20 protein-coding genes and 2 pseudogenes are annotated in these 21159 nt (G+C 30.0%); 15 read left to right on the top strand and 7 right to left on the bottom strand.

Features of this window, described 5'->3' with window-relative positions; translation table 11 throughout:
- Window positions 1–190: 190 nt before the first annotated feature.
- A complete protein-coding gene (locus CDLVIII_RS20830; protein ID WP_009171448.1) occupies window positions 191–1264 on the top strand; it encodes a galactose ABC transporter substrate-binding protein in 1074 nt (357 codons plus the stop codon).
- Between the two features lie 59 nt (window positions 1265–1323).
- On the opposite strand, the gene CDLVIII_RS32785 is transcribed toward CDLVIII_RS20830, so the two are convergent.
- From CDLVIII_RS32785 to CDLVIII_RS20815, 4 genes and pseudogenes are all read right to left on the bottom strand, one after another.
- Complete coding sequence (locus CDLVIII_RS32785) at window positions 1324–1794, bottom strand: nitrite reductase (RefSeq protein ID WP_035302485.1); 471 nt, start codon at window positions 1792–1794, stop codon at window positions 1324–1326.
- A 66-nt stretch (window positions 1795–1860) separates the two neighbouring features.
- Window positions 1861–1932: pseudogene (locus tag CDLVIII_RS32780) on the bottom strand (hypothetical protein); the annotation flags it as partial.
- Window positions 1933–1937: 5 nt separating this feature from the next.
- Window positions 1938–2921 carry a hypothetical protein gene (locus CDLVIII_RS32775; RefSeq protein WP_035301873.1) on the bottom strand — a complete coding sequence of 328 codons (984 nt, stop codon included), beginning with the start codon at window positions 2919–2921 and terminating at the stop codon, window positions 1938–1940.
- A gap of 17 nt (window positions 2922–2938) precedes the next feature.
- Window positions 2939–3484 carry a flavin reductase family protein gene (locus tag CDLVIII_RS20815; RefSeq protein WP_009171446.1) on the bottom strand — a complete coding sequence of 182 codons (546 nt, stop codon included), beginning with the start codon at window positions 3482–3484 and terminating at the stop codon, window positions 2939–2941.
- 335 nt (window positions 3485–3819) lie between these two features.
- On the opposite strand from CDLVIII_RS20815, the pseudogene CDLVIII_RS20810 reads away from it, so the two are divergent.
- The 14 genes and pseudogenes from CDLVIII_RS20810 to CDLVIII_RS20745 all read left to right on the top strand — a co-directional run.
- Window positions 3820–3993 (top strand): annotated as a pseudogene (locus CDLVIII_RS20810) (DUF438 domain-containing protein); the annotation flags it as partial.
- A gap of 244 nt (window positions 3994–4237) precedes the next feature.
- Window positions 4238–4456, top strand: coding sequence for an Ada metal-binding domain-containing protein (locus CDLVIII_RS20805; protein ID WP_009171445.1), 219 nt, complete (start codon window positions 4238–4240; stop codon window positions 4454–4456).
- A 183-nt stretch (window positions 4457–4639) separates the two neighbouring features.
- The gene (locus CDLVIII_RS20800) at window positions 4640–5878 is read left to right on the top strand and encodes an ISL3 family transposase (protein ID WP_009167586.1); all 1239 of its coding nucleotides are present in this window, start codon (window positions 4640–4642) and stop codon (window positions 5876–5878) included.
- Window positions 5879–5994: 116 nt separating this feature from the next.
- Window positions 5995–6255, top strand: a complete 261-nt coding sequence (locus CDLVIII_RS20795; RefSeq protein ID WP_009171444.1) for a hypothetical protein — start codon at window positions 5995–5997, stop codon at window positions 6253–6255.
- 358 nt (window positions 6256–6613) lie between these two features.
- Window positions 6614–9598, top strand: a complete 2985-nt coding sequence (locus tag CDLVIII_RS20790) for a sigma 54-interacting transcriptional regulator (protein ID WP_009171443.1) — start codon at window positions 6614–6616, stop codon at window positions 9596–9598.
- 313 nt (window positions 9599–9911) lie between these two features.
- Entirely contained in the window at window positions 9912–10388 is a 477-nt protein-coding gene (locus tag CDLVIII_RS20785) for a PTS sugar transporter subunit IIA (RefSeq protein ID WP_009171442.1), read from the top strand.
- Between the two features lie 41 nt (window positions 10389–10429).
- Window positions 10430–10714 carry a PTS sugar transporter subunit IIB gene (locus CDLVIII_RS20780; protein ID WP_009171441.1) on the top strand — a complete coding sequence of 95 codons (285 nt, stop codon included), beginning with the start codon at window positions 10430–10432 and terminating at the stop codon, window positions 10712–10714.
- A 156-nt stretch (window positions 10715–10870) separates the two neighbouring features.
- On the top strand, window positions 10871–12145 hold the full coding sequence (locus CDLVIII_RS20775) for a PTS galactitol transporter subunit IIC (RefSeq protein ID WP_009171440.1): 1275 nt from the start codon (window positions 10871–10873) through the stop codon (window positions 12143–12145).
- A 91-nt stretch (window positions 12146–12236) separates the two neighbouring features.
- Window positions 12237–13604, top strand: a complete 1368-nt coding sequence (locus tag CDLVIII_RS20770) for a sn-glycerol-1-phosphate dehydrogenase (protein WP_009171439.1) — start codon at window positions 12237–12239, stop codon at window positions 13602–13604.
- A 31-nt stretch (window positions 13605–13635) separates the two neighbouring features.
- Window positions 13636–14463, top strand: a complete 828-nt coding sequence (locus CDLVIII_RS20765; RefSeq protein ID WP_009171438.1) for an HAD-IIA family hydrolase — start codon at window positions 13636–13638, stop codon at window positions 14461–14463.
- A 22-nt stretch (window positions 14464–14485) separates the two neighbouring features.
- A complete protein-coding gene (locus CDLVIII_RS20760) occupies window positions 14486–15532 on the top strand; it encodes an NAD(P)-binding domain-containing protein (protein ID WP_009171437.1) in 1047 nt (348 codons plus the stop codon).
- Between the two features lie 206 nt (window positions 15533–15738).
- A complete protein-coding gene (locus tag CDLVIII_RS20755) occupies window positions 15739–16557 on the top strand; it encodes a MerR family transcriptional regulator (RefSeq protein ID WP_009171436.1) in 819 nt (272 codons plus the stop codon).
- Window positions 16558–16833: 276 nt separating this feature from the next.
- The gene (locus tag CDLVIII_RS20750) at window positions 16834–17583 is read left to right on the top strand and encodes a DUF554 domain-containing protein (RefSeq protein WP_009171435.1); all 750 of its coding nucleotides are present in this window, start codon (window positions 16834–16836) and stop codon (window positions 17581–17583) included.
- Between the two features lie 666 nt (window positions 17584–18249).
- Window positions 18250–18966 (top strand): type 1 glutamine amidotransferase, encoded by a 717-nt coding sequence (locus CDLVIII_RS20745; RefSeq protein WP_009171434.1) that lies wholly within the window; start codon window positions 18250–18252, stop codon window positions 18964–18966.
- Between the two features lie 209 nt (window positions 18967–19175).
- Here the strand turns inward: CDLVIII_RS20745 and CDLVIII_RS20740 are convergent, their stop codons facing one another.
- From CDLVIII_RS20740 to nirJ2, 3 genes are read right to left on the bottom strand one after another with little or no spacing between them, the layout of a single operon-like run.
- The gene (locus CDLVIII_RS20740) at window positions 19176–19643 is read right to left on the bottom strand and encodes an Lrp/AsnC family transcriptional regulator (protein ID WP_009171433.1); all 468 of its coding nucleotides are present in this window, start codon (window positions 19641–19643) and stop codon (window positions 19176–19178) included.
- Entirely contained in the window at window positions 19628–20104 is a 477-nt protein-coding gene (locus CDLVIII_RS20735; RefSeq protein WP_009171432.1) for an AsnC family transcriptional regulator, read from the bottom strand. Before CDLVIII_RS20735 ends, CDLVIII_RS20740 begins: the two co-directional genes overlap by 16 nt.
- A 28-nt stretch (window positions 20105–20132) precedes the next feature.
- Window positions 20133–21116, bottom strand: coding sequence for a putative heme d1 biosynthesis radical SAM protein NirJ2 (nirJ2, locus tag CDLVIII_RS20730; RefSeq protein ID WP_009171431.1), 984 nt, complete (start codon window positions 21114–21116; stop codon window positions 20133–20135).
- Between the last annotated feature and the right edge of the window lie 43 nt (window positions 21117–21159).

Raw genomic sequence — 21159 nt, 5'->3', positions numbered from 1 at the left:
GTTAGTATAATTTAATTTTGATATTTATAGATTTCTATTTAAGCTTGTTCAAGTGATTTGTGGTGAGCATTTTGAACAAGCTTTTTTTAAAATTCTAAATTTGAAAAAAACTAAGAATAAATTATATATTTATATGCAATATAACATTACAGATATAATTAAAATAATTGTATGAATTGTGGGTGTTATAATGAAAATATTAAGAAAAACAATTACATTGATTTTAGTTGTTTTAGCTATCTTTACATTAATAAACTCTACCAAAGTTAAAACATTTACTGATTCAAATTTAAAAGATCCCAATGGGAAGACAGTTAATACTGCTGTTATATTTTTTAGAACTGATGATCCATACACTATGAGGATTGCAGAAAGCTTAGAAAATATTGAAAAAGATAATAAAAATAACATTAAATTTACCTTTTTTAATCCACAAAATAATATAGCTATACAAAATGAAATGATAGATTCTGCTGTCCAAGGTAATTATGATTTACTTATATTATATTTAGCAAAAAAAGAAAAAAACATTGTAGAAGATGTGATTCTCAAAGCCCAAGAAAAAAATATTCCGTTAATATTAATGAATATTCCTTCAGAAGTGGTAGCACAAGTTTCTAAACTTTATAGTAAAGCTATTTTTGTAACACCAGATTCCAAGCAGGCAGGGATTGCCCAAGGGGAAATTATTGTTGATTTATGGAATAATAAGAAGAAGATAATAGATAAAAATGGTGATAATATACTACAATATATCATGCTAGAAGGACCATCTGATGATCATCAAGTAATTGACAGAACTAAATATTTAATTTCAACTATTAATAATGCAGGAATAAAAAGAGAACAGCTTGCACTTGTAAACGGTAATTGGTCAAGAGAGTTAGCTAAAAATTCTATTGATAACCTGTTTCTTAAACTTGATGGAAGTATTGAGGCAATAATTGCCAACAATGATGCAATGGCATTAGGGGCTATAGATGCACTACGAAAATACGGATATAATAGTGGTGATAAATTTAAAAATATAGTAGTTGTTGGCATAGATGGGTTACCTGAAGCGAAAGATTTAATTGATAAAGGTTTTATGACTGGGACTGTTATTCAAGATCAAGATGTTGCCGCTAATCTGCTTTATACTGTTGGCATGAATTTAGCTAATAACTTAAATCCAATAGAAAATACAAGTTATAAGATTATTGGCGATGAAATTATAATTCCATATCCTTATAATACATATACAGGAAAAACAAACAATTCATAAGCTAGTAAGCTGAGTTTCTAGAATTTAGAAAAGCTCAGCTTAGTTATATAACTGAAGATTTAATTATAATTAAGATTTTTCTTTATTTTAGTGATACCTATTCTGCTAACAAATTCATTAAAAGGTTCATTTTCTAACTTATTTTCTTTAAAGAGCAGTATTATGTTTTCAAGAACTAGATGTGCATCAGATGATTTAACTCGTAGATTTAGATTTTCAGCAAAAGTACCATTACCATTTAGTGTTCCACCAAGCCATATGGTAAATGCTTCTTCAGAGCCTTCTTCAGTTTTTATAATTGCACCTTGAAGACTTATATCAGCTATATGCTTTTGTCCACAAGAGTTTGGACATCCGGTAAAATGGATACGGATTGGAGTATCAAGTTTAATTTTAGAGTCAAGGTGTTCAACAACTTTTTTCACTCTTTCTTTTGTCTCAACTATAGCTAAATTGCAAAATTCCTTACCAGTACAAGAAACTGTATATCCAATAAAAGCTTTTGGATTTGGAGATAAATGTTTGAACACATCTTTTTCTAATAAGGAAGGCACATCTTCATTATTTACACCTGTAATAATTAAATTTTGCGATAATGTAGTTCTTATTTTACTATCTCCGTATTTTTCGGATATATGTGCAAGTTCAAAGAGTTCATCACTAGTGATTTCACCTAATAATAGATTAACGCCAATATAACTCTTATCTTTTTGTTTTTGTGGATGTACTCCAAAATAGTAAGCAGCATTCCAGGAAGAAAAATATCCTCGCCACTACTTGGCATAACGCCAATGATCTCTAATAATTTATCCTGAAATTTTTCTACGCCCCAGTCTGCTACTAAGAATTTTAAGCGGGCTCGAGTACGTTTTTCTCTATATCCGTAGTCTCTGAAAATAGTACATGTACCTATAGCAACTCTTAGCACATTTTCGGGTTTTACAAAGATATGAAGCTTTTGCGCTAAATGAGGAGTAGCTGAAAGTCCTCCGCCAACCCATACGTGAAAACCAATTACTTCAGTGCCATCAATATTTTTAATTGCAGGAGTGAAAGCAAGGTCATTAATTTGTGCATGAGCCGCATTATTTATGCTGGCAGATATTGATATTTTAAATTTTCTTGGTAAATTAGAAAAATCTTTATTTAATAAGAAGAAATTATTTACTTCTTCAATTATCTTAGTTGTATCCATAAGTTCATCTTTATCAACTCCAGCAAGTGGATTTCCAACTATTGTTCTAGGACAATCTCCACAGGCTTCAAAAGAACTTAAACCACATTCCTCTAGTTTTTTAAAGATTACAGGTAAATCTTTAACTTGAACCCAGTGAAATTGGACAGCACCTCTTGTGGTTACATTTGCAATTCCACGCCCATAATCCTTGGCAATTTCTGCTAAAACCTTTGACTGCTCAGAACTCATAATTCCAGAATTTATACGTACTCTCATCATAAAATATCCTTCTCTTGGCGTTTGTTCGTAAACTCCAGCCCATTTAAATCTGTTCATATCTTCAGGAGTTATGGAACTATAACCTTCCTTTGAATATTTTTTTACAATGGTTTTAATTACATCCAAACCATCTTTTTCAAGCTTTATATGCTCGACTTCATTTAGTTTTTCATCTTTAGACCAAAATACTTCATAAGACATTTAATGCCCTCCTTATCTTATAGTTCATTTTTCATATATCCGTAGCCTTTGCTTACTCCATCTCCAAAATATAAAAGATTATCAAATTTTGAAAAGTTTAATCTATCATCGACATTTAAATATTCATTTGAAATAAGTCTGCCTTTAATAGTTCCTAAAATATTAGTGATACCTTTATAAGCATCATTTTCAATAATATCAGTTAAAGTACATTCTATAGCAATTGGGCATTCTTCAATTATAGGTGCATTTATAATTAAAGATTTAACTGGTGTTAAGTTAACAGCATCAAACTTTTGAATTTCATGACCAGACTTAGTACCACAAAAACTAACTTCTTTTCTAAGTGAACTGTCAGGAATATTAATCACGAAATCGCGAACTTCTTTAATTTGATTTATAGCATATCCCTTACTGCTAAAGCCAAGAACTACCATATCTTTAAGGGTATAAGATGAAGAAAGGGTAGTTACATTTGGAACACCATTTTTATCGTAAAAACTTATAAGAATTACAGGAAATCCGTAATACATTTTTTCATAGTTAACATTTATTTTTTTCATTTTCAGATTCCTCCTAAAAAGTTTGTATTTTAAGTAAATTAATTTATTTAACTATTTAACTTTATAATATAAAAGATTATAGTGCCGTGATATAAATCACTTAAATATTAAATTAAGAGCTTGCCTTAAATATTCACTTATATCTTTAACATCTTTAAGAGCAATAGCGAATATTATCATTCTTCCATCACTAATTTCTGCAGAAAGTCGTTGTTTCTTTAAATATAACGTGATTTTATTGTTATTTGATTCTAATCACATTTATTAAATGTTTAAAACGGTCATGAATATATATGGCTGTTTTAGTTTACGCATTATTTAAGGAAGTAAAAGAAAAAGTTGATGATACAGCAAAATACATAGTATTTAACTTAAGAGATCACATATTTAAAGAAAATTATATTTTATATCCAACAGCAATAGAAGCTATACAAGACAATGAAATATGGGATGATATGAAGAGAAGATGCTATGAAATAGGATATTGTGGTTTTACACCTGAAATATAATGCATTTAGCAATTATAAAAAATGAAGAAAATATAGAGTTTACAGCCAAAGAATTAAAAGTATTATCGATTATTTAAATTAAACAAAAAGATATTACATAGCAAAATGAAGTAAGATTTTCTGCTATTAAAAATGCTATACTCCTCATATAAAATAAATTTTTGTATGAGGAGTTGTTTATATTATGAAAATAAAATTGGAATTATAAATTGTTATACAGCTATTATTTTCTGGAAGTGCTAATATGAAAAATAATCGTATGATACTTGATGAGGAAAAGTGGAAAGCGACAATAGATTGTGATAAGCAATATGATGGTTTGTTTTACTATGCAGTAGAGACAACTGGTATTGTATGCAAACCATCTTGCAGAGCTAAAGCTCCATTAAGAAAAAATACATTGTTTTTTAATCGTATGGATCTGTTGCCTCATTATATCTGTGGGAACTTTCTCATACCATAGTTAAATAAGAAAAATACATTAAAGACATATTATAAGGTTTTTATCTTTTATTTTTTGTAATAATTTTTTGGCTCAACACTAAAAACTGTGCTTGACATAAAATAATTATAAAATTAAATGAAAAATGCATTCAAATTCCTGTATTCTATAAGTGACTAATCCAATAGAATTGAAGGAGTTTAAATGCAATTACAGGATATCACTAATATATTAAATTTACAAGGAATAAATGTTATCAATTTTATCTATGGTTTTGAAGATAGAATTTGTATTGAAATCCAACCTACAGAATATACTCAACCTTGTCCGTGCTGTAAGAGTTTTAAAATAATAAGACGAGGCTCATCTGGAATTAGAAGAGTAAGGCATCTTCCTATATTTCAAAACGAGGTAATATTAAAGGTTCCTAAAATAAGAATGTCCTGTAAGGATTGTAATGCCTCTTTTTCATGGCAATATTCATTCCTGACTGGAAAGAGTCGTTATACTAATGAATTTCAAGAGTTTATTGCAACTAAAGTACCAGGAGCAACGGTTATTCACTGTGCTAGAACATTGAAAATACCATATTCTACAGTTGAAAGAATATATAAAAATTATATTGACTATGTTGTTCCACAATTGCAAGCAAAAGTTATATTAGAAAGTTCTAACACTAACAAGCTTATACTTGGAATGGATGATTTTGCTATAAGGAAAGGACATAGTTATAATACTGGAATTCATGACCTTCGTAACGGAACATTACTTGAAATAATTCCAGGAAGAAAACTTGAAGAGCTTAGAAGTCATAAGACTGTAAATCCAGAACTTTTTGAGCTCCGACCTTTTGCTATAGTAATGGATTTGGCTCCATATTATCACACATTTGCAAAAGAAGTATACCCAGATGCTATACGTATTGCGGATAGGTTTCATGTTAATAGCTATGCTATGGAAGCTCTTAGAGGCGTAAGAAAACGCATAAGTTGTGATTTAACTCCTGCGGCACGGACAGTATTGAAAAGAAATAAATCAGTACTTGAAAAACGGAATGAATATCTTACATCAAAAGAGGTTGAGATGCTCCAGCAGTTGTTGTCATTATCACCTGACCTAAAAGCAGTATATGAGTGGAAAGAGGAACTTATTGAGTGGTATGACTGTTGTTCAAGTGTTATACAGGCAACAAATGTATTTGATAAATGGTGTAAAAAAGGACATTCACTAAATATACCTGAGGTAGAACGTGCTTTGGTTACTTTTGAAAACTGGAGACAAGAAATAATTAACTATCATCATTGTAGATATACCAATGCCGCTGTTGAAGGTAGAAACGGTAAAATTAAAGCAATTCAACGCAGACACTATTTTACAAGGAATAAAGACTACTACAAAGGAAGAATTTTATTAGAATGTAATAACCATTTCTTGACAGCTTAAGCTGTCAAGAACATATTTTGATGTTGAGCCAATTTTTTAATTAAAGATTAATATATTTACAAAATAATTGGCAAGAATTAATAATAATATATTTATTAGAAAGGGGAATTGGTGGTATGGAAAAAGAAAGTTATAAATTCAAAATAAGAGGAATTTTAACAATAGAAGATAAACAAATATTAGTGAGAGCTTTAGATGGGATGATTGGGTTAAACTTTAATCCAATTGCAGTAATAACTAATGAAATAGAAGATTACTATTTTATATGTAAAGTTAAATCAATAATAAAAAATTTACAAATGAAGATGGCAAGAGTATATATAAGAGTTCAAAAAGATAATGAGCCTAGATTATTAGAAATAGAAAAAATAAGTTGAAATTATAATATTATTTTAAATGTAAAAAGATAAAAGAGGATTAAGTAAAATGATATGAAGAAATATTATATAAAAAATAGTTTTTATGAACAGTGGTAACGAGAAGTTAACTACTGTTCTTTTACTTTAAAGAATTTAATTATTTTCGGAAATTAGGTAAAAAATAGAGGTTTATTCTTACCCTAGGAGTGTATTTGTGGAATTATATTTATGCACATAATAAAAAATATATATAGAAGTTAATATAATATGTGGAAAAGATAGGAATATGATTTATAATATAATTGTTATATTTGTAAAAATAGTTTCATCAATAAAATAGATATATTTGCGAAATTATATGAAAGGGGGAAGAGTTTTGCTTAAAAATAAAATACTGGAATTAATTGAAAATGAGGATAAGAGAAAGCCATTAACTGATAGCGATATTGCTAGATTAGTAAATGCAACTAGAGAATATATAACTCAATTTAGGACTGAAAAAAATATAAGCAATTCTCGCCAAAGAAAAGAAGCAATTTTATATAATGATATAAAAGAAATAATAATTGAAGATAATAAAATTTCGGATAGGCAGTTATGTAAAAGGTTATCTCTTTTGGGATATGATATTTCTAGGTATTCAGTAGCTCAAATTAAAAAAGCTATAATTAAAGAAATGTTTCAAAAGAATTCTGAAGGAGTAAAAAAATTGACGGAAGCTTCGATAAAAAGTTTAAAAGTAGTTGAACCTTTAAAAGATCCAGATGTACAAGAAGTAAATGAGAGGAAATCCACTCATACAATTAATCATGAAAATAAGAGGAGGAATAATTGTTTAAGAGAAATTATAGGATATCATGGGTCGTTAAAAAATGCAATTAGTCAGGCTGAAGCATCAGTATTATATCCACCACACGGACTTCATACGCTTTTGCTTGGTCCATCTGGTGTTGGAAAGAGTTTTTTTGCAGAAGCTATGTATAATTTTGCAACCAATTCTCATCACTTTGGAAAAAATGCACCATTTATTATTTTTAATTGTGCTGATTATGTAGATAATCCTCAATTGCTTTTAGCACAATTATTTGGTTATAGTAAGGGGGCTTTCACTGGTGCTAATTCGGAAAAAGTAGGTCTAGTTGAAAAGGCAGATAAAGGAATACTATTTTTAGATGAAGTTCATAGATTACCAAGTGAGGGACAGGAGATATTGTTTTACTTATTGGACAAGGGGAAGTATAGGCGGCTTGGTGAAACTGAAAATACCAGAACTGCCAATGTCATGATAATTGCGGCGACAACAGAAGATCCTAAATCATCCTTATTATTAACCTTTAGAAGAAGAATACCAATGATAATTGAACTTCCTTCCATTAACAGCAGACCAATTAATGAAAAGTATGTGCTGATTAAAAGCTTTTTTTCGCAGGAATCAGCAAGGATTGGAAAAGAAATTACTGTATACTATGAGGTGATTAGATCTTTGTTATTATATAATTGTCCAGGAAATATAGGACAGTTAAGAAGTGATATACAAGTTGCATGTGCAAGAGGTTTTTGTAATTCATTGAGTAGTAATTTAAGTGAAGGAGTTATTGTTGATATAAAAGATTTGCCTAAGAATGTACCATTAGGTATATCAAGCGTTGAGGATAGAAAAATGGTACCTGAGGATATTTTTGATGAAGATTTGATTGTTAATCCTAATGATGTTATTACTCAGAAACTAAAAGATGATAGATATATGCTGCCTGATGGAATTTATAGTAATATAGAGGAAAAGTATTATAAACTTGAAAAGCAAGGACTCAGTAAAGAAAAAATTAATAAAATTATATGGAGCAAAATGGAATCAAACCTAAGTAAATTTGCTAAAAACATAGAAAGAAATATAATTTTTCCTAAGGAAGAATTAAAAGATATAATAGATGAAAAAATATTACAAGTGGTTGAAAAGGTAACTGATATCGCAAAACAATATATTGAAAATATTCAGGATAATTTTTATTACTGCATAGCAATGCACCTAAATTCAACTTATGATAGATTGAAGCATGGAAGAATAATAAGAAATCCAGAGGCTGATTATATAAAAAAGGAATACTATAATGAATATAGAATTGCAAAAATATTAACCAAGGAGATTAATGTAAGTTTAAACATTGAGCTTCCAGAGGATGAAATAGGATTTATTGCAATGTATTTAAAAACGTTTTCAACAACGGATGAAAAAGTAAGAAGAGTGGCAGTTATAGTATTAAGTCATGGACATGTTGCTTGTGGTATGGCAGATGTAGCAAATAAATTGCTAGGTACGAATCTTGCGGTAGGAATAGAAATGTCTCTTGATGAAAGTCCGCAAAGCGTGCTTAAAAGAACTATAGATACTGTTAAAAATGTACATGAAGGAAAAGGTTGTTTGATATTAGTTGATATGGGATCACTGGTCACTTTTGGAGAAATTATAACTAAGGAAACTGGGGTTCCTACAATGGTTATTGGGAGAGTAGATACTGTAATGGTTCTGGAGGCTGTGAGAAGAGCATTGATTGCCAATAGCAACTTGTACGAAATTCATAAAGCACTTGATGGAGAAAAGGCCTATGTTGGAAAAGTAAAAGGCATAAAGAAATACATTAAAACTATAGTTACACTATGCATAACAGGTGAAGGAACTGCTTTAAAAATAAAAAAATATCTTGAGGATATATTAGGTAAGTTAAATGAAAATCTAAATATTATACCAGTTGGAATTATGAATATAAAAAATGCTAAAGATGAAATAATGAAAATAAGCAAAGATAATAACATAACAGCAATTGTTGGAACCATCGACCCTGAAATAGAAAAGATACCATTTATATCTTTTAAGGATATTTTGAGAGAATCAGGAAAATTAAGATTAAAAAATTTACTTGGAATAGAAAATATTAATCCTTTAATAGATGTAATCGACGAGGAACTGATACAGATTAGAGATGATATGCTTACTAAAAGTGATTTAATAGATGAAATGTGTAAGCTACTTATTTCTAAAGGAAAGGTTACAGAAGAGTATATAATAAGTGTGTATAAGAGAGAATTAATGGGAGGTACTCTTTTTGATGGAACTTTTGGTATACCACATGGTCTGGCTGAGTTTGTAAAGAAATCATCTTTGGCTATTTTTAAGCTCAATAATCCTATCTTATGGGACTATGATTGTGAGGTCAATGTTGTTATTATGCTGGCATTAAAAGAAGGTGACATGAAAATAGTGAGAAGCTTATTTGATACTATATCAATGGCAGATATAGCAGATGGAATAAAAAAGGCAGGTTCGATTAAAGAGATTTCTAATTTATTATTAAAAATTAAATAAGTGTTTTTAACTTTCAAGGTAGAAAATATAAAATTCTACCTTGTTATTTTGCGTGTGGATAATAAAAAATAATAGACATGTATATAGAACTATTTTATTAATTTGATTTAGTTTTCAATATATTACATTCTAAACCTAATATTGGCATGAAAGTTGCTGATAAATATTATGAAGATGTAATGACATATGAAACATATAAAAGAATTTATATATAAGGAGGAGTTTTAAATGTAGGAAATTATTTTAAATCTGCAATGAAAATGTGATTATGGATGAAAACGTATAAAAGACTGTGAAGAAAAGGGGAAGGTTTATGGCTGGAAGTATAAGAGAATTTTTAAGAAGAGATTTAGTTGTAAACGATCTTGAAGCTAGATCTGCTGAGGAGGTTTTTGGAAAAATATCTCCAATATTGCTGGAAGGCGGTTTCGTAGAAAAATCGTTTTTTAATGGATTAGTAGATAGGGAAAGCAAGTTTCCTACAGGTTTATTGCTTGGAAAGTATAATGTCGCAATACCTCACACAGATGCGGTTCATGTTAAAAAGCCAGCTATAGCCATTGCAACACTAAAAAGTCCAGTGAAATTTAATTCTATGGATGGAAATGGAAGTGTAAATGTTAATATAGTATTTACTATGGCTTTAAATGAACCACACAGCCAGATATTAATGTTACAGCAATTAATGTTTTTAATTCAAAATGAAAGTGTTTTGAAGAATATGATTCAGGCAAAAGATAGTGATGAAATATATGATATCGTTTCAAGTTTTAATTATGAAAGTGAATAAATAATATAAGGATATGAAATTCCATTTGAGGAGGTAAAAAAATGGATAAACAAAAAGTGGTATTAGTAGCTTGTGGTACAGGGATAGCAACTTCAACAGTTGTGTGCAAAAAAGTAGAGGAATTAGTTTCAGCCAATGGTATCAATGCGCGGATTATACAATGTAAGATATCAGAAGTTGGTGGTTATGAAGATCAAGCAGATCTTTTGGTAACAACTACAATTTCATCAAGAAATTATAAATTTCCTGTAGTTAATGCTATGAATTATCTAACAAACATTAATCCAGGAAAAGTAGATAAAGCGATTATTGAAGTTCTAGTATAAAAAAATAGGCCACTTTAAGGGTGGACCTATACAAAAAAGGTTAAATGAATCATTTATTATTATAACACATAAAGATATAAATTTAAATTTTATATAATTATTAAGCATTAAGAGTTTTGAGAATAAATAAAAATTGATATTATGGGAGGAAATATAATGTTATTAGATGTAGTAAAATACATTTTGAATTTAGGCCCTACTGTTATGCTGCCATTAACAATTACTATTATTGGTATGATATTTGGACAAGGATTTAAAAAAGCATTTAGATCAGGCATTACAATTGGTATCGGCTTTGTTGGTATAAATCTAGTTGTTGGATTGCTTACAACAAATCTTGGTGGAGCAGCTCAGCAAATGGTTACTAGATATGGATTACATCTAAGCATAATAGATGTAGGATGGCCCGCAGCAGCTGCAATCAGCTGGGCGTCTCCTATAGCAGCAATAATGATTCCAATAGCAATGCTAGTGAATTTGGTAATGCTTGCCATAAAAGTAACAAATGTAGTTGATATTGATATATGGAACTACTGGCACTTTACTGCAGCTGGTGCAACTGTATATGTATTAACTAATGGAAACTGGTTACTTTCTATTTTGGCTGGTATTTTATATGAAATTGCTGTTCTTAAGATTGCAGATAAAACAGCTCCAATGGTTCAGGAATTCTTTGGACTTGAAGGTGTATCGTTACCAACTGGTTCGACAGCTGCTTGTGGTCTTATAGGTATTCCAATTGTTAGTGTTGTAAGGAAAATTCCAGGTATTAAAAATTTAAAGGCAGATCCAGATACAATTCAAAAGAGATTTGGTATTTTTGGAGAGCCTATGATGATGGGTCTTATTCTCGGTATTATTCTTGGAGTTCTTGCTGGTTATGGTGTAGATAAAATTTTACAAATAGGTATTGCTATGGCTGGAGTTATGTTCTTAATGCCTAGAATGGTTAGAATACTTATGGAAGGGTTAATTCCTGTTTCAGAATCAGTTAGAGAATTTTTGCAGAAGAAAGACTTTGGTAAAGATAGAAAGCTTACAATTGGTTTAGATGCAGCAGTAGCAGTTGGACATCCAGCAGTTATTGCAACTGCACTTGTATTAGTTCCAATTACATTATTTTTAGCAGTAATATTACCAGGAAATCAGGTATTACCATTTGGAGATTTAGCAACAATTTGCTTCTATGTTGCGTTTATAGTTGGTTCAGCAAAAGGTAATATAGTTCACTCGGTTATATCAGGAACAATAGTTATGGCGTTGGCACTATTAATGGCAACTAATATTGCAAGTTTCCATACTCAAATGGCGCAAATGGCTCAATTTACAATGCCACAAGGAACATCAACAATTTCAAGCTTAGATATGGGTGGTAATTTCTTGAATTGGATAGTAATTAAGATATTCCAGCTATTTACTGGTACTCTATAAGGTATTAGACAAATTAAAATGTTAAAGAGTGCTTAAGAGTACTCTTTAACACCATTAACTTAAACGCAATTAGAAAAGGATGATGGTTCTAATGAATATAACAAATTTAAAAGTTGAAGAATTGATGGGGATGAGCTTTGAATGCGAATGTGGAAAGAAACATAGTATTGAAATAAATTCTGTAAAGATAGGAAGTAATATAATAGAGCAGCTTCCAGAATTCCTTAAGGAATTTAGAAAGAAGAAAATATTAATTGTAGAGGATATACACACATATACTGTAGCTGGGAGAAGAGTAGAAGAAATACTAAAGAATAACTTTTCAATAAAAAAGTATATATTTCCACAAGAACATTTATTACCTGATGTATATGCGCTCGGAAGAGTTCTTATTGAAATAGAGGAGGACACAGAACTTATACTTGCTGTAGGCTCAGGTGTTATAAATGATATTTGTAGATATGTGGCGTACAGATCACATATACCGTATGCAATAGTTGGTACTGCTCCATCTATGGATGGCTATGCATCAGTGGTATCGCCTTTAATTGTAGATGGATTTAAAGAATCTCATAAAGCCATATATCCATATGGAATATATGCAGATATTGAAATCATGAAGGATGCTCCAATGTATTTACTTTGTTCAGGACTTGGCGATGTGCTGGGAAAATACATCGCTTTGGCTGATTGGTCAATTGCAAAGCTTTTAACAGGCGAATATTATTGTAAAACTATTGCAAACATGGTTCAAGCAGCAGTGGATAGATGTGTTGAAGCTGCACCTAAAATTCCTGACAGAAATGAGGAAGTCATAAGAAATATAATAGAAGCGTTAGTTCTATCCGGAATAACAATAGGCATGGCAGGATCATCAAGACCAGCATCTGGTTCAGAACATCATATAGCCCATGGATGGGAGATAATGTTCCATGCAAAAAATAGTCAAGAGAAATGGGTACATGGAAATTTTGTTGGAGTAGGCACAGTAGTTATGGCAATGCTATTTGAATCATTAAAAAGTATAGACATAGAAAGCGTTATAAATAAAAAGAAATTCAGAGATTATGATATGAATAAATGGAAACAAAACATTGAAGATGTATTTGGTAATGCTTCCGATAATATAATTAATTATAAAAAAGATGCAATTGAATTGAACTCAGATAAAAGACAGAAAGCAGCAGAAAGAATAGCAGACAGCTGGAAGGAAATTCTCTTTATTGCAGAAGCCATAGTTCCAGATTCTGAAAGGATTAAAAAAATATTAAAATCAGGAGGATGTGTTTGGCATCCTGAAGAACTTGGAATTCATAAGAAGTTATTTATTAAAAGCTTTATTTCTGCAAAGGACATAAGAACAAGATATGGTATTGTGCATTTAATTGATGACCTTGGATTGACAGAAGAAATTGCTAATTTAATTGCTGATAAATTATATGGAGCTAATAATATATAAGGAAGCCGTGGACGATGGTTTGGAGGTAAAAATGAATGAAATAAAAGATATTAAATGTTTTCTATTAGACATGGATGGAACGTTTTATCTCGGGAACACGCTAATTGACGGAGCACTAGAATTTTTAGATATTTTAAAAGATCAAGGGAAAAACTTTATATTTTTAACAAACAACTCTTCAAAAAGCAAATCAGCGTATAAAGAAAAGCTTGCAGCACTTGGATGCTATGTTAATGAAGAGAAAATTTATACATCTGGTGAAGCTACTATATGGTATATGAAGAAAAATTGCTTAGGAAACAGAGTATATCTAATGGGTACAGAGCCACTTATGAAGGAATTTGAAGATGCAGGATTTAAATTGGTTAAGAATAAAAAGGATAAACCTGATTACGTAGTCATTGGTTTTGATACTACACTTACCTATGAAAAAATATGGACAGCTTGTGACTATTTAAGGGATGGAATACCATTCATAGCTACACATCCAGATTTTAACTGTCCAATTGAAGATAATAAATATATGCCTGACACTGGAGCTATGATAAGAATGTTTGAAGCGTCTACGGGGATTTCTCCTCTGGTTATAGGTAAGCCATATAAATATATAGTAGAAGCAATTATGGAAAAGTATGATCTCAAAAAAGAAGAAGTGGCAATCGTGGGAGACAGACTTTATACAGATATCAAAACTGGAGTAAATGCAGGTATAACTAGTATTCTCGTGTTAAGTGGTGAAACTTCAGAAGAAATGTATAAAAACTCAGATATATCTGCAGATTATATATTTCCATCGATAAAAGATATTGGTGAAGAACTTAAAAAGCTAAAAAAAGATTTACTTAATGTAGTCTATTGATATAGAAATTGGAGGTAATATTATGAGTATTATTACAATTATTGGAGCTGGGCAAATGGCATCAGCATTAACTTTTCCAGCAACAGAAAATAATAATGAGGTACGACTTGTTGGTACTCCATTAGATAGAGAAATCATAAGCACTGCAAAAGCTACAGGATTTCACAACACATTAAAACGTCAATTACCAAAAACAGGTATTAACTACTATCAAATTGAAGAGGTAAATGAAGCAATTGATGGAGCTGAGGTTATCATTTGTGGAGTCAGCAGTTTTGGTGTAGATTGGTTCGCAGACAATATACTACCTATTATACCTGAACACATTCCTGTTATCTCAATAACAAAAGGAATGATTGTAAAAAATGATGGAAAAATTATTAATTACCCACAGTACTTTTTAAGCAAGCTTCCTTCTAATAAAAAACTCTCTATTAATGCTGTTGGTGGACCATGTACAAGTTATGAGCTCGCGGATAAAGATAATTCTGAAGTTGTATTTTGCGGAGAGGATATAAATATACTTAGAAGACTTAAAGATATATTTGAAACATCTTATTATCACATAAGTTTATCTACAGATGTCATAGGTGTTGAATGTGCAGTAGCCTTAAAGAATGCCTATGCCTTAGGTGTGTCATTGGCTATTGGCTTAGCTATCGGAGCAGATGGCTCAGGAAAAGAGCATTATAATTCACAAGCGGCACTTTTTGGAGAAAGTATAAAGGAAGCAAAGAATTTACTTGAATTAATAGGCGGCAGAGAAGAAAATATCATATATTTTAGTGGTGATCTTTATGTAACTGTTTTTGGAGGGCGTACTCGTAGAATAGGAACTTTGCTCGGACAAGGATTTTCCTTTGAAGAAGCTATGGAAAAATTAAAAGGAGTTACTTTAGAATCAGTAGTAATTGCAACTCGTGCAGCAAAATATGTACATTTTTTGGCTGAAAAAGGAATTGTTTCGCTTAGTGATTTCCCAATGTTAATTCATATTGATGATATTATAAATTCAGGGAAAGTAGTTGATATTCCATGGAAAGCCTTTGAATCAGAAAAAACATTTTGAATGAGTGCGGGAAAAAATGTAATGTGATTTTTTTTAGCAAGAGCTTTAGAGGAACAAGTGTAAGATTAAATAATACAATTGTAGAATAAAAAACATGTGGTGGTCTGTAAGCAAATCCGTTTTGTATAGAGCACCACATGTTTTTTTATGTATAAGCTTTTAGTAATGTTATAATTGTATAATAAGTATTTATGGAGGAAATAGATGTGGAAAAATATTTATCAATAAGCCAAATAGCTGAATTACATAACATTTCAAGGCAAACACTTATTTATTATGATAAGATAGATTTATTTAAACCAACACATATTGATGATAATGGTTATAGATGTTATAGTGTGTATCAAATTCCACTATTGAGGGAAATCTGTTTTCTTAAATCAATGGGAATAAAACTTAAAAAGATAAAAGAGCATATTAAGAATAGAAATATTACTACTGCCATGTCTTTACTTAATTCACATGAAGAAATTATACAAAAAGAAATAAACAAGTTGTTACTTACTCGTGATGTTATTAAACAACGATTGGATGTATATTCAAAAGCTCATGAATTTAAGGAGGACTTATGTAAACCTACAATAGAGATATTGCCAGAAAGAAGAGTTATGTTTATGGCACATGAAAATGAAATATCAAGAAAGGAATTACATTTTACTCAGATGAAAATAAGAAGTATTATTAGTAAATATGGAATTATTCCATCTAAAGCCTTTGGGACAATTATTAAAAAAGATCAGTTGGATAAAAAAGATATATTTAGAGGAGCTGGAGGATATGTAAGTTTATCAAGAGATGAATGTAATATAGAAAATGTTATGATACTACCTTCAGGAAAATATGTGTGTATGTACAAATATGGAATGCCTTATGATACTGAATTTTTATATAAGCTATTAAAATGGATTGATTATAATGACTATAGAATTATAGGAGACATAATTGATAATTGTCTTTTAGACACTACTTTTTATGATGATACAAATAAGGTAGACTTTTGTCAGTTACAAATTCCTATTGAATAAGGCTATAAGTTATAAGAAAAAATAATATGTCTAGAGTGCAAATGCATAAGACTATTATTTTTTTATTGTTTCTAAAATAATTCTTGAGTGTATAGTTATTATATAGTGTAAACTTACAAAGTAATTTAGTTTATATAAATTTTAATGATAAATAGCTATTATATTTAAATGGATAACTAAATGCTTATAATCTAGGTTAGTAATATGACAATAAAATTTATATAAAAGCTTCTAAATTACAAATATACAAAAGTAAAAGCAGATTGGAGGAAAATTATGATGCCTATTGGAGTAATAGTTAATGCTCTTTCAGTATTGGTGGGAGGACTAATTGGAGGATTTTTAGGAGAAAAAATACCAGAGAGATTACGATTAGCGTTGCCATTGACATTTGGAGTAGCATCAATGGGAATGGGAATAACGTATATAGTAAAGATGAAGGTACTGCCTGCAGTTATTTTAGCTTTAATTCTTGGTAGTACAATTGGCGAGTTAATTAAATTAGAAGATATAATAGGTAGATGTGCTGAAAGAGCCAAAAGACCTATTGAAAGATTATTTTCAAGCAAGAAAAGCAGCGCTAAGGAAGAAATGGCGGTTAGTTTAGAGAGTCAGAGTGCTTTCATGGAGAAATTTGTTGGGATACTGATTTTATTCTCAGCTAGTGGAACTGGTATATTTGGAGCTTTAAATGAAGGAATGACAGGAGATCATTCGATTTTAATCGCAAAGTCGGTTCTAGATTTTTTTACATCTATAATTTTTTCGGCAAGCCTTGGATATTTAGTTGGATTTATTTTTATTCCACAAATAATTATATTACTCAGTTTGTTTTTTGGAGCGGCCTTCATATTACCAATGACTACACCTGGCTTGATAGCTGATTTTACTGCATGTGGAGGTATTATAATGCTTGCAACAGGCTTTCGTATAAGTGGAATAAAAGCCTTTAAAGTAGCAAATATGATACCAGCATTGATTCTTGTTATGCCAATATCATATTTGTGGACAACTTTTATAAGTTAGAAAGAAAAGCCAGCAGGCTTTTCAAAAAATATATTTCGGAAATTCTATTTTGATGGAAAGTTAGAGCAAAAAGATGATGCTCAAAATCCAGTATTTGGCTAGTGATATATTAAATTTTTGTGTTTATAAGTTTTATTAAATTTTGTTTCTAAAAATAGATTGATAGAGATGAAGAAAATAACCCATTTGGAATAAATGTTAGTAGAATATGATGTTTAAAAAATGTAAAAAATGGTTGACAGCGAAATTGGCAGAGGTATAATAAAACTTAATATAATTGTACACAAAGGGGTAATTGATTTTTATCAATTATCCCTTTTGTTTTCTAGTACAAATTATTAAAATTTGTCATAATAATCCTGATAGATCATACATTAGGATTATTATTTAGTGAATGAAAGGGGAGATGTAATATGGTGTAGAAGAATTACTGTTAAAGAAAATAAAAAGCTTCATGTTATACCACGAATATAACATGAAGCCGAGGTAATTTGCTAATCCTAGTGGCACCAGGGTTATTAAAATTACCTATTATCTGTAGTTTATCAAAATGTAGAATTTTTTTCAAGTAAATTTTTATATTAATAAATCACAGGTCTATTTTGTAAAATAGAAGCAAACAATGCCGAAAGATAGAAATATATAATTTGAAATGAGGTAATAGATATGAGAATTCACTATTTGCAACATGTTCCATTTGAAAACCCAGGTAATATTGTTAAATGGGCTTATAAAAAAGGACACAAATTAACTGGTACTCATTTGTATAATTATGAAGCAGTTCCTGAAATTGATCAGTTTGATTTCTTAGTTATTATGGGAGGGCCAATGAATATTTATGAAGAGGGGAAATATGAATGGCTAAAATATGAGAAAAAATTTATTAAGGAAGCCATTAATAATAATAAAATTGTACTTGGAATATGTCTCGGAGCACAACTTATTACTGAGGTTCTAGGAGGAAAAGTCACTAAGAATAAGGAAAAAGAAATAGGTTTTTTTCCTGTCAATTTTACTGAAGAAGCATTGAAGTCTTCACCATTTAGAGGATTTTTGAAGGAATTTCCTGTTTTCCAGTGGCATGGAGACACTTTTAGTGAACTTGGCAAAGGAGTTTCACTGATAGCAGCCAGCGAGGCTTGCAGTAATCAAGCATTTGTTTATAAAAATAGAGTTATAGGCTTTCAATTTCATATGGAAAGTCTTGAAAGTAATATAACTTCGTTAATTGAAAATTGCAGGGAGGAAATGACTGAGGGAGAGTATATTCAAACAGAAGAAGTAATTAAATCAAAACTAGACTATTTAAATCTTGATAATAGCCTTATGAACATGCTTCTAGATAGTTTAGAAGAAATGTATTTAGAAAAGGGGAAAGAATAATATATAAAATCTATGTTTCATAGTTAAGGTGTAGCATATTAAAATTATAATGATGAATAGTAGACATTTCACTTTGAAAAAGAATTAATAATTATTAAGAAGCTGAAACAAAAATTAATCGCTATGTAATATATTGATTTTTTTATCAATGCATTAATCAAAATGCATATTATGTATATTTTGCTTCAGCTTCTTATTTTGATATTTTGTTAACTAAAGTATTTCATACTTGTTTTTTTTAGTTCTTTTGTGCTATATAGAATTTTGTAGTTTGTACAACTTATAGCATTTGCTATCTTAACAATAACATTATTACAACTATCTCTATCTTTTTCATGTATCATTGTATAGAGATTATAATTCCATGAATCACAAGCTTTTCGCTCATAGCAGTGGCTGATTTCAGGAATAGATATCAAGTATTCTCCAATTCTATCTAAGTCTTTAGTATTAATTTTCCAAACTACCAATGCATTAGCTTTGAAACCTGCCTTTCTATGATAAATAATGGCGCCAATTCTTTTTAATATTCCATATTTAATATAAGATTGAAGCCTATTTATAAATTCATCTTCATTTAAGTTAAGTTCATCGGCCATGTCTTTATATGGGGTTGATGATAAAGGAATATTTTCTTGTAATTTAAGTATTATTTCTTTATCTAAAGTTTTAAACAATTTTTATCATCTCCTTTAAAATTTAAAGCAACTTTAACCTTAAATAACCTTATAGATGGAAGAATTATTATTTCTTTAAAATTTAAATTGTTTTGTATTTCCTTAAGAATAATATCTAAGTTTTTCTCAGAAGAAGTTATGATTGTAAACCACATATTGTATTCATCTTCTCTTAAGTAATTATGTGTTACTTCATCATAGCTATTTATAAACTTAGCTGCTTCTTCAATTTTATTTTCTGGAATTTTAGCGGCGCAGAGAGTACTTTTATAACCTAACTTTTTTGAATCAAAAATGCCACCTACACGTCGTATGAATCCATCATTTTTCAGCTTGAATAACCTTTCTAAAACTTCATTTTCTGTAAGGGATAATTTTTTACCTAATATTTTAAAAGGTCGTTTATCAATTGGAATTTCGTTTTGCATTAAATTAAGTAGTTTTTTATCTATTTCATCCATAATAATTCCTCCGCAAATGCAATAAATTTTAATCATTAAAAATGCAGGTTACATCAGATGCCATATAATCTCCAGAATTATAATATGCGGCTCTTGCTCTGCAGCCGCCACAATTGTTTTTAGATTTACATTGATTGCAGATACCTTTATACTCCTGAGTTCTTAAATTATTAAACAAAGCACTGCTTTTCCATATTTGATCAAAAGGAATCTCTCTGACGTTTCCAGCTTTTTCTGCTAAATAAGCACAAGCCTGAACATCACCATTTGGAGTAATAATACAGTAATTTATTCCTGCGATACAGCCCTTGCTAAATCGGCTGTTTATATTTAAATCTTTTGCAATTCTAACAAATTGAGGTGCGCAGGTTGGTTTTATTTCTATATTAACTTCATTTTGTTTATTCATAATTGAAGTTAATAATTTTTCATACTCCTTTGAAGTTAATAACTCATTCGCCATATCTTTTCCTCTGCCTTCAGGTATCAGAAAGAAGATATGATGGGCAGCAGCTCCAATATCTGAGGAGAAATCAGTAAGGTTAAGGATTTCTTGCTTGTTCCAATCCATAACTGTAGTATGAATTTGAAATCTAATACCTAAGTCTTTGCAATTTTTTATGGCACATATAGTATTTTTGAAAGCTTCATTATTTCCTCTAAAAAGATTATGTTTTCCAGAATCAAGACTATCGAGGCTTATTCCTATAGCAGAAATACCAGCATCTTTTAATTGCTTCGCCATTTTTTTAGATATAAGGGTTCCGTTAGTTCCAAGTACAGGCCTTAAGCCAGCTTTAACGGCATAGCTTATCAGATCAAATATATCTTCTCTTAGCAGAGGCTCTCCACCTGAAAAAATCATAATTTTAAAATTAGCTTTTGCAATTTGATTTATAAGTATCTTTGCTTCTTCTGTGCTTAACTCTTCTTTGAGTTCCTTACCTGAATCTCTATAACAATGTCTGCATTTTAAATTGCATCTATTTGTAGTATTCCAGGATATTATCATTTATATCACCTAACTTCATAATATAAAATATTTTAATTAATTT

The organism is Clostridium sp. DL-VIII (assembly GCF_000230835.1).
In the GTDB taxonomy this organism is placed as follows: Bacteria; Bacillota; Clostridia; order Clostridiales; family Clostridiaceae; genus Clostridium.
The sequence above is the reverse complement of the archived record's forward strand: the minus strand, read 5'-3'. Positions and strand labels throughout refer to the sequence as shown.

Excerpts from the sequence above, each read along its gene's own strand:
- nirJ2 (WP_009171431.1), bottom strand. The coding sequence starts at position 21,116 with ATGATAATATCCTGGAATACTACAAATAGATGCAATTTAAAATGCAGA.
- CDLVIII_RS20770 (WP_009171439.1), top strand. The coding sequence starts at position 12,237 with ATGAATATAACAAATTTAAAAGTTGAAGAATTGATGGGGATGAGCTTT.
- CDLVIII_RS20830 (WP_009171448.1), top strand. The coding sequence starts at position 191 with ATGAAAATATTAAGAAAAACAATTACATTGATTTTAGTTGTTTTAGCT.
- CDLVIII_RS20760 (WP_009171437.1), top strand. The coding sequence starts at position 14,486 with ATGAGTATTATTACAATTATTGGAGCTGGGCAAATGGCATCAGCATTA.
- CDLVIII_RS32775 (WP_035301873.1), bottom strand. The coding sequence starts at position 2,921 with ATGTCTTATGAAGTATTTTGGTCTAAAGATGAAAAACTAAATGAAGTC.
- CDLVIII_RS20785 (WP_009171442.1), top strand. The coding sequence starts at position 9,912 with ATGGCTGGAAGTATAAGAGAATTTTTAAGAAGAGATTTAGTTGTAAAC.
- CDLVIII_RS20805 (WP_009171445.1), top strand. The coding sequence starts at position 4,238 with ATGAAAAATAATCGTATGATACTTGATGAGGAAAAGTGGAAAGCGACA.
- CDLVIII_RS20815 (WP_009171446.1), bottom strand. The coding sequence starts at position 3,484 with ATGAAAAAAATAAATGTTAACTATGAAAAAATGTATTACGGATTTCCT.
- CDLVIII_RS20775 (WP_009171440.1), top strand. The coding sequence starts at position 10,871 with ATGTTATTAGATGTAGTAAAATACATTTTGAATTTAGGCCCTACTGTT.
- CDLVIII_RS20745 (WP_009171434.1), top strand. The coding sequence starts at position 18,250 with ATGAGAATTCACTATTTGCAACATGTTCCATTTGAAAACCCAGGTAAT.
- CDLVIII_RS20765 (WP_009171438.1), top strand. The coding sequence starts at position 13,636 with ATGAATGAAATAAAAGATATTAAATGTTTTCTATTAGACATGGATGGA.
- CDLVIII_RS20780 (WP_009171441.1), top strand. The coding sequence starts at position 10,430 with ATGGATAAACAAAAAGTGGTATTAGTAGCTTGTGGTACAGGGATAGCA.
- CDLVIII_RS20750 (WP_009171435.1), top strand. The coding sequence starts at position 16,834 with ATGATGCCTATTGGAGTAATAGTTAATGCTCTTTCAGTATTGGTGGGA.
- CDLVIII_RS20735 (WP_009171432.1), bottom strand. The coding sequence starts at position 20,104 with ATGGATGAAATAGATAAAAAACTACTTAATTTAATGCAAAACGAAATT.
- CDLVIII_RS20800 (WP_009167586.1), top strand. The coding sequence starts at position 4,640 with ATGCAATTACAGGATATCACTAATATATTAAATTTACAAGGAATAAAT.
- CDLVIII_RS20795 (WP_009171444.1), top strand. The coding sequence starts at position 5,995 with ATGGAAAAAGAAAGTTATAAATTCAAAATAAGAGGAATTTTAACAATA.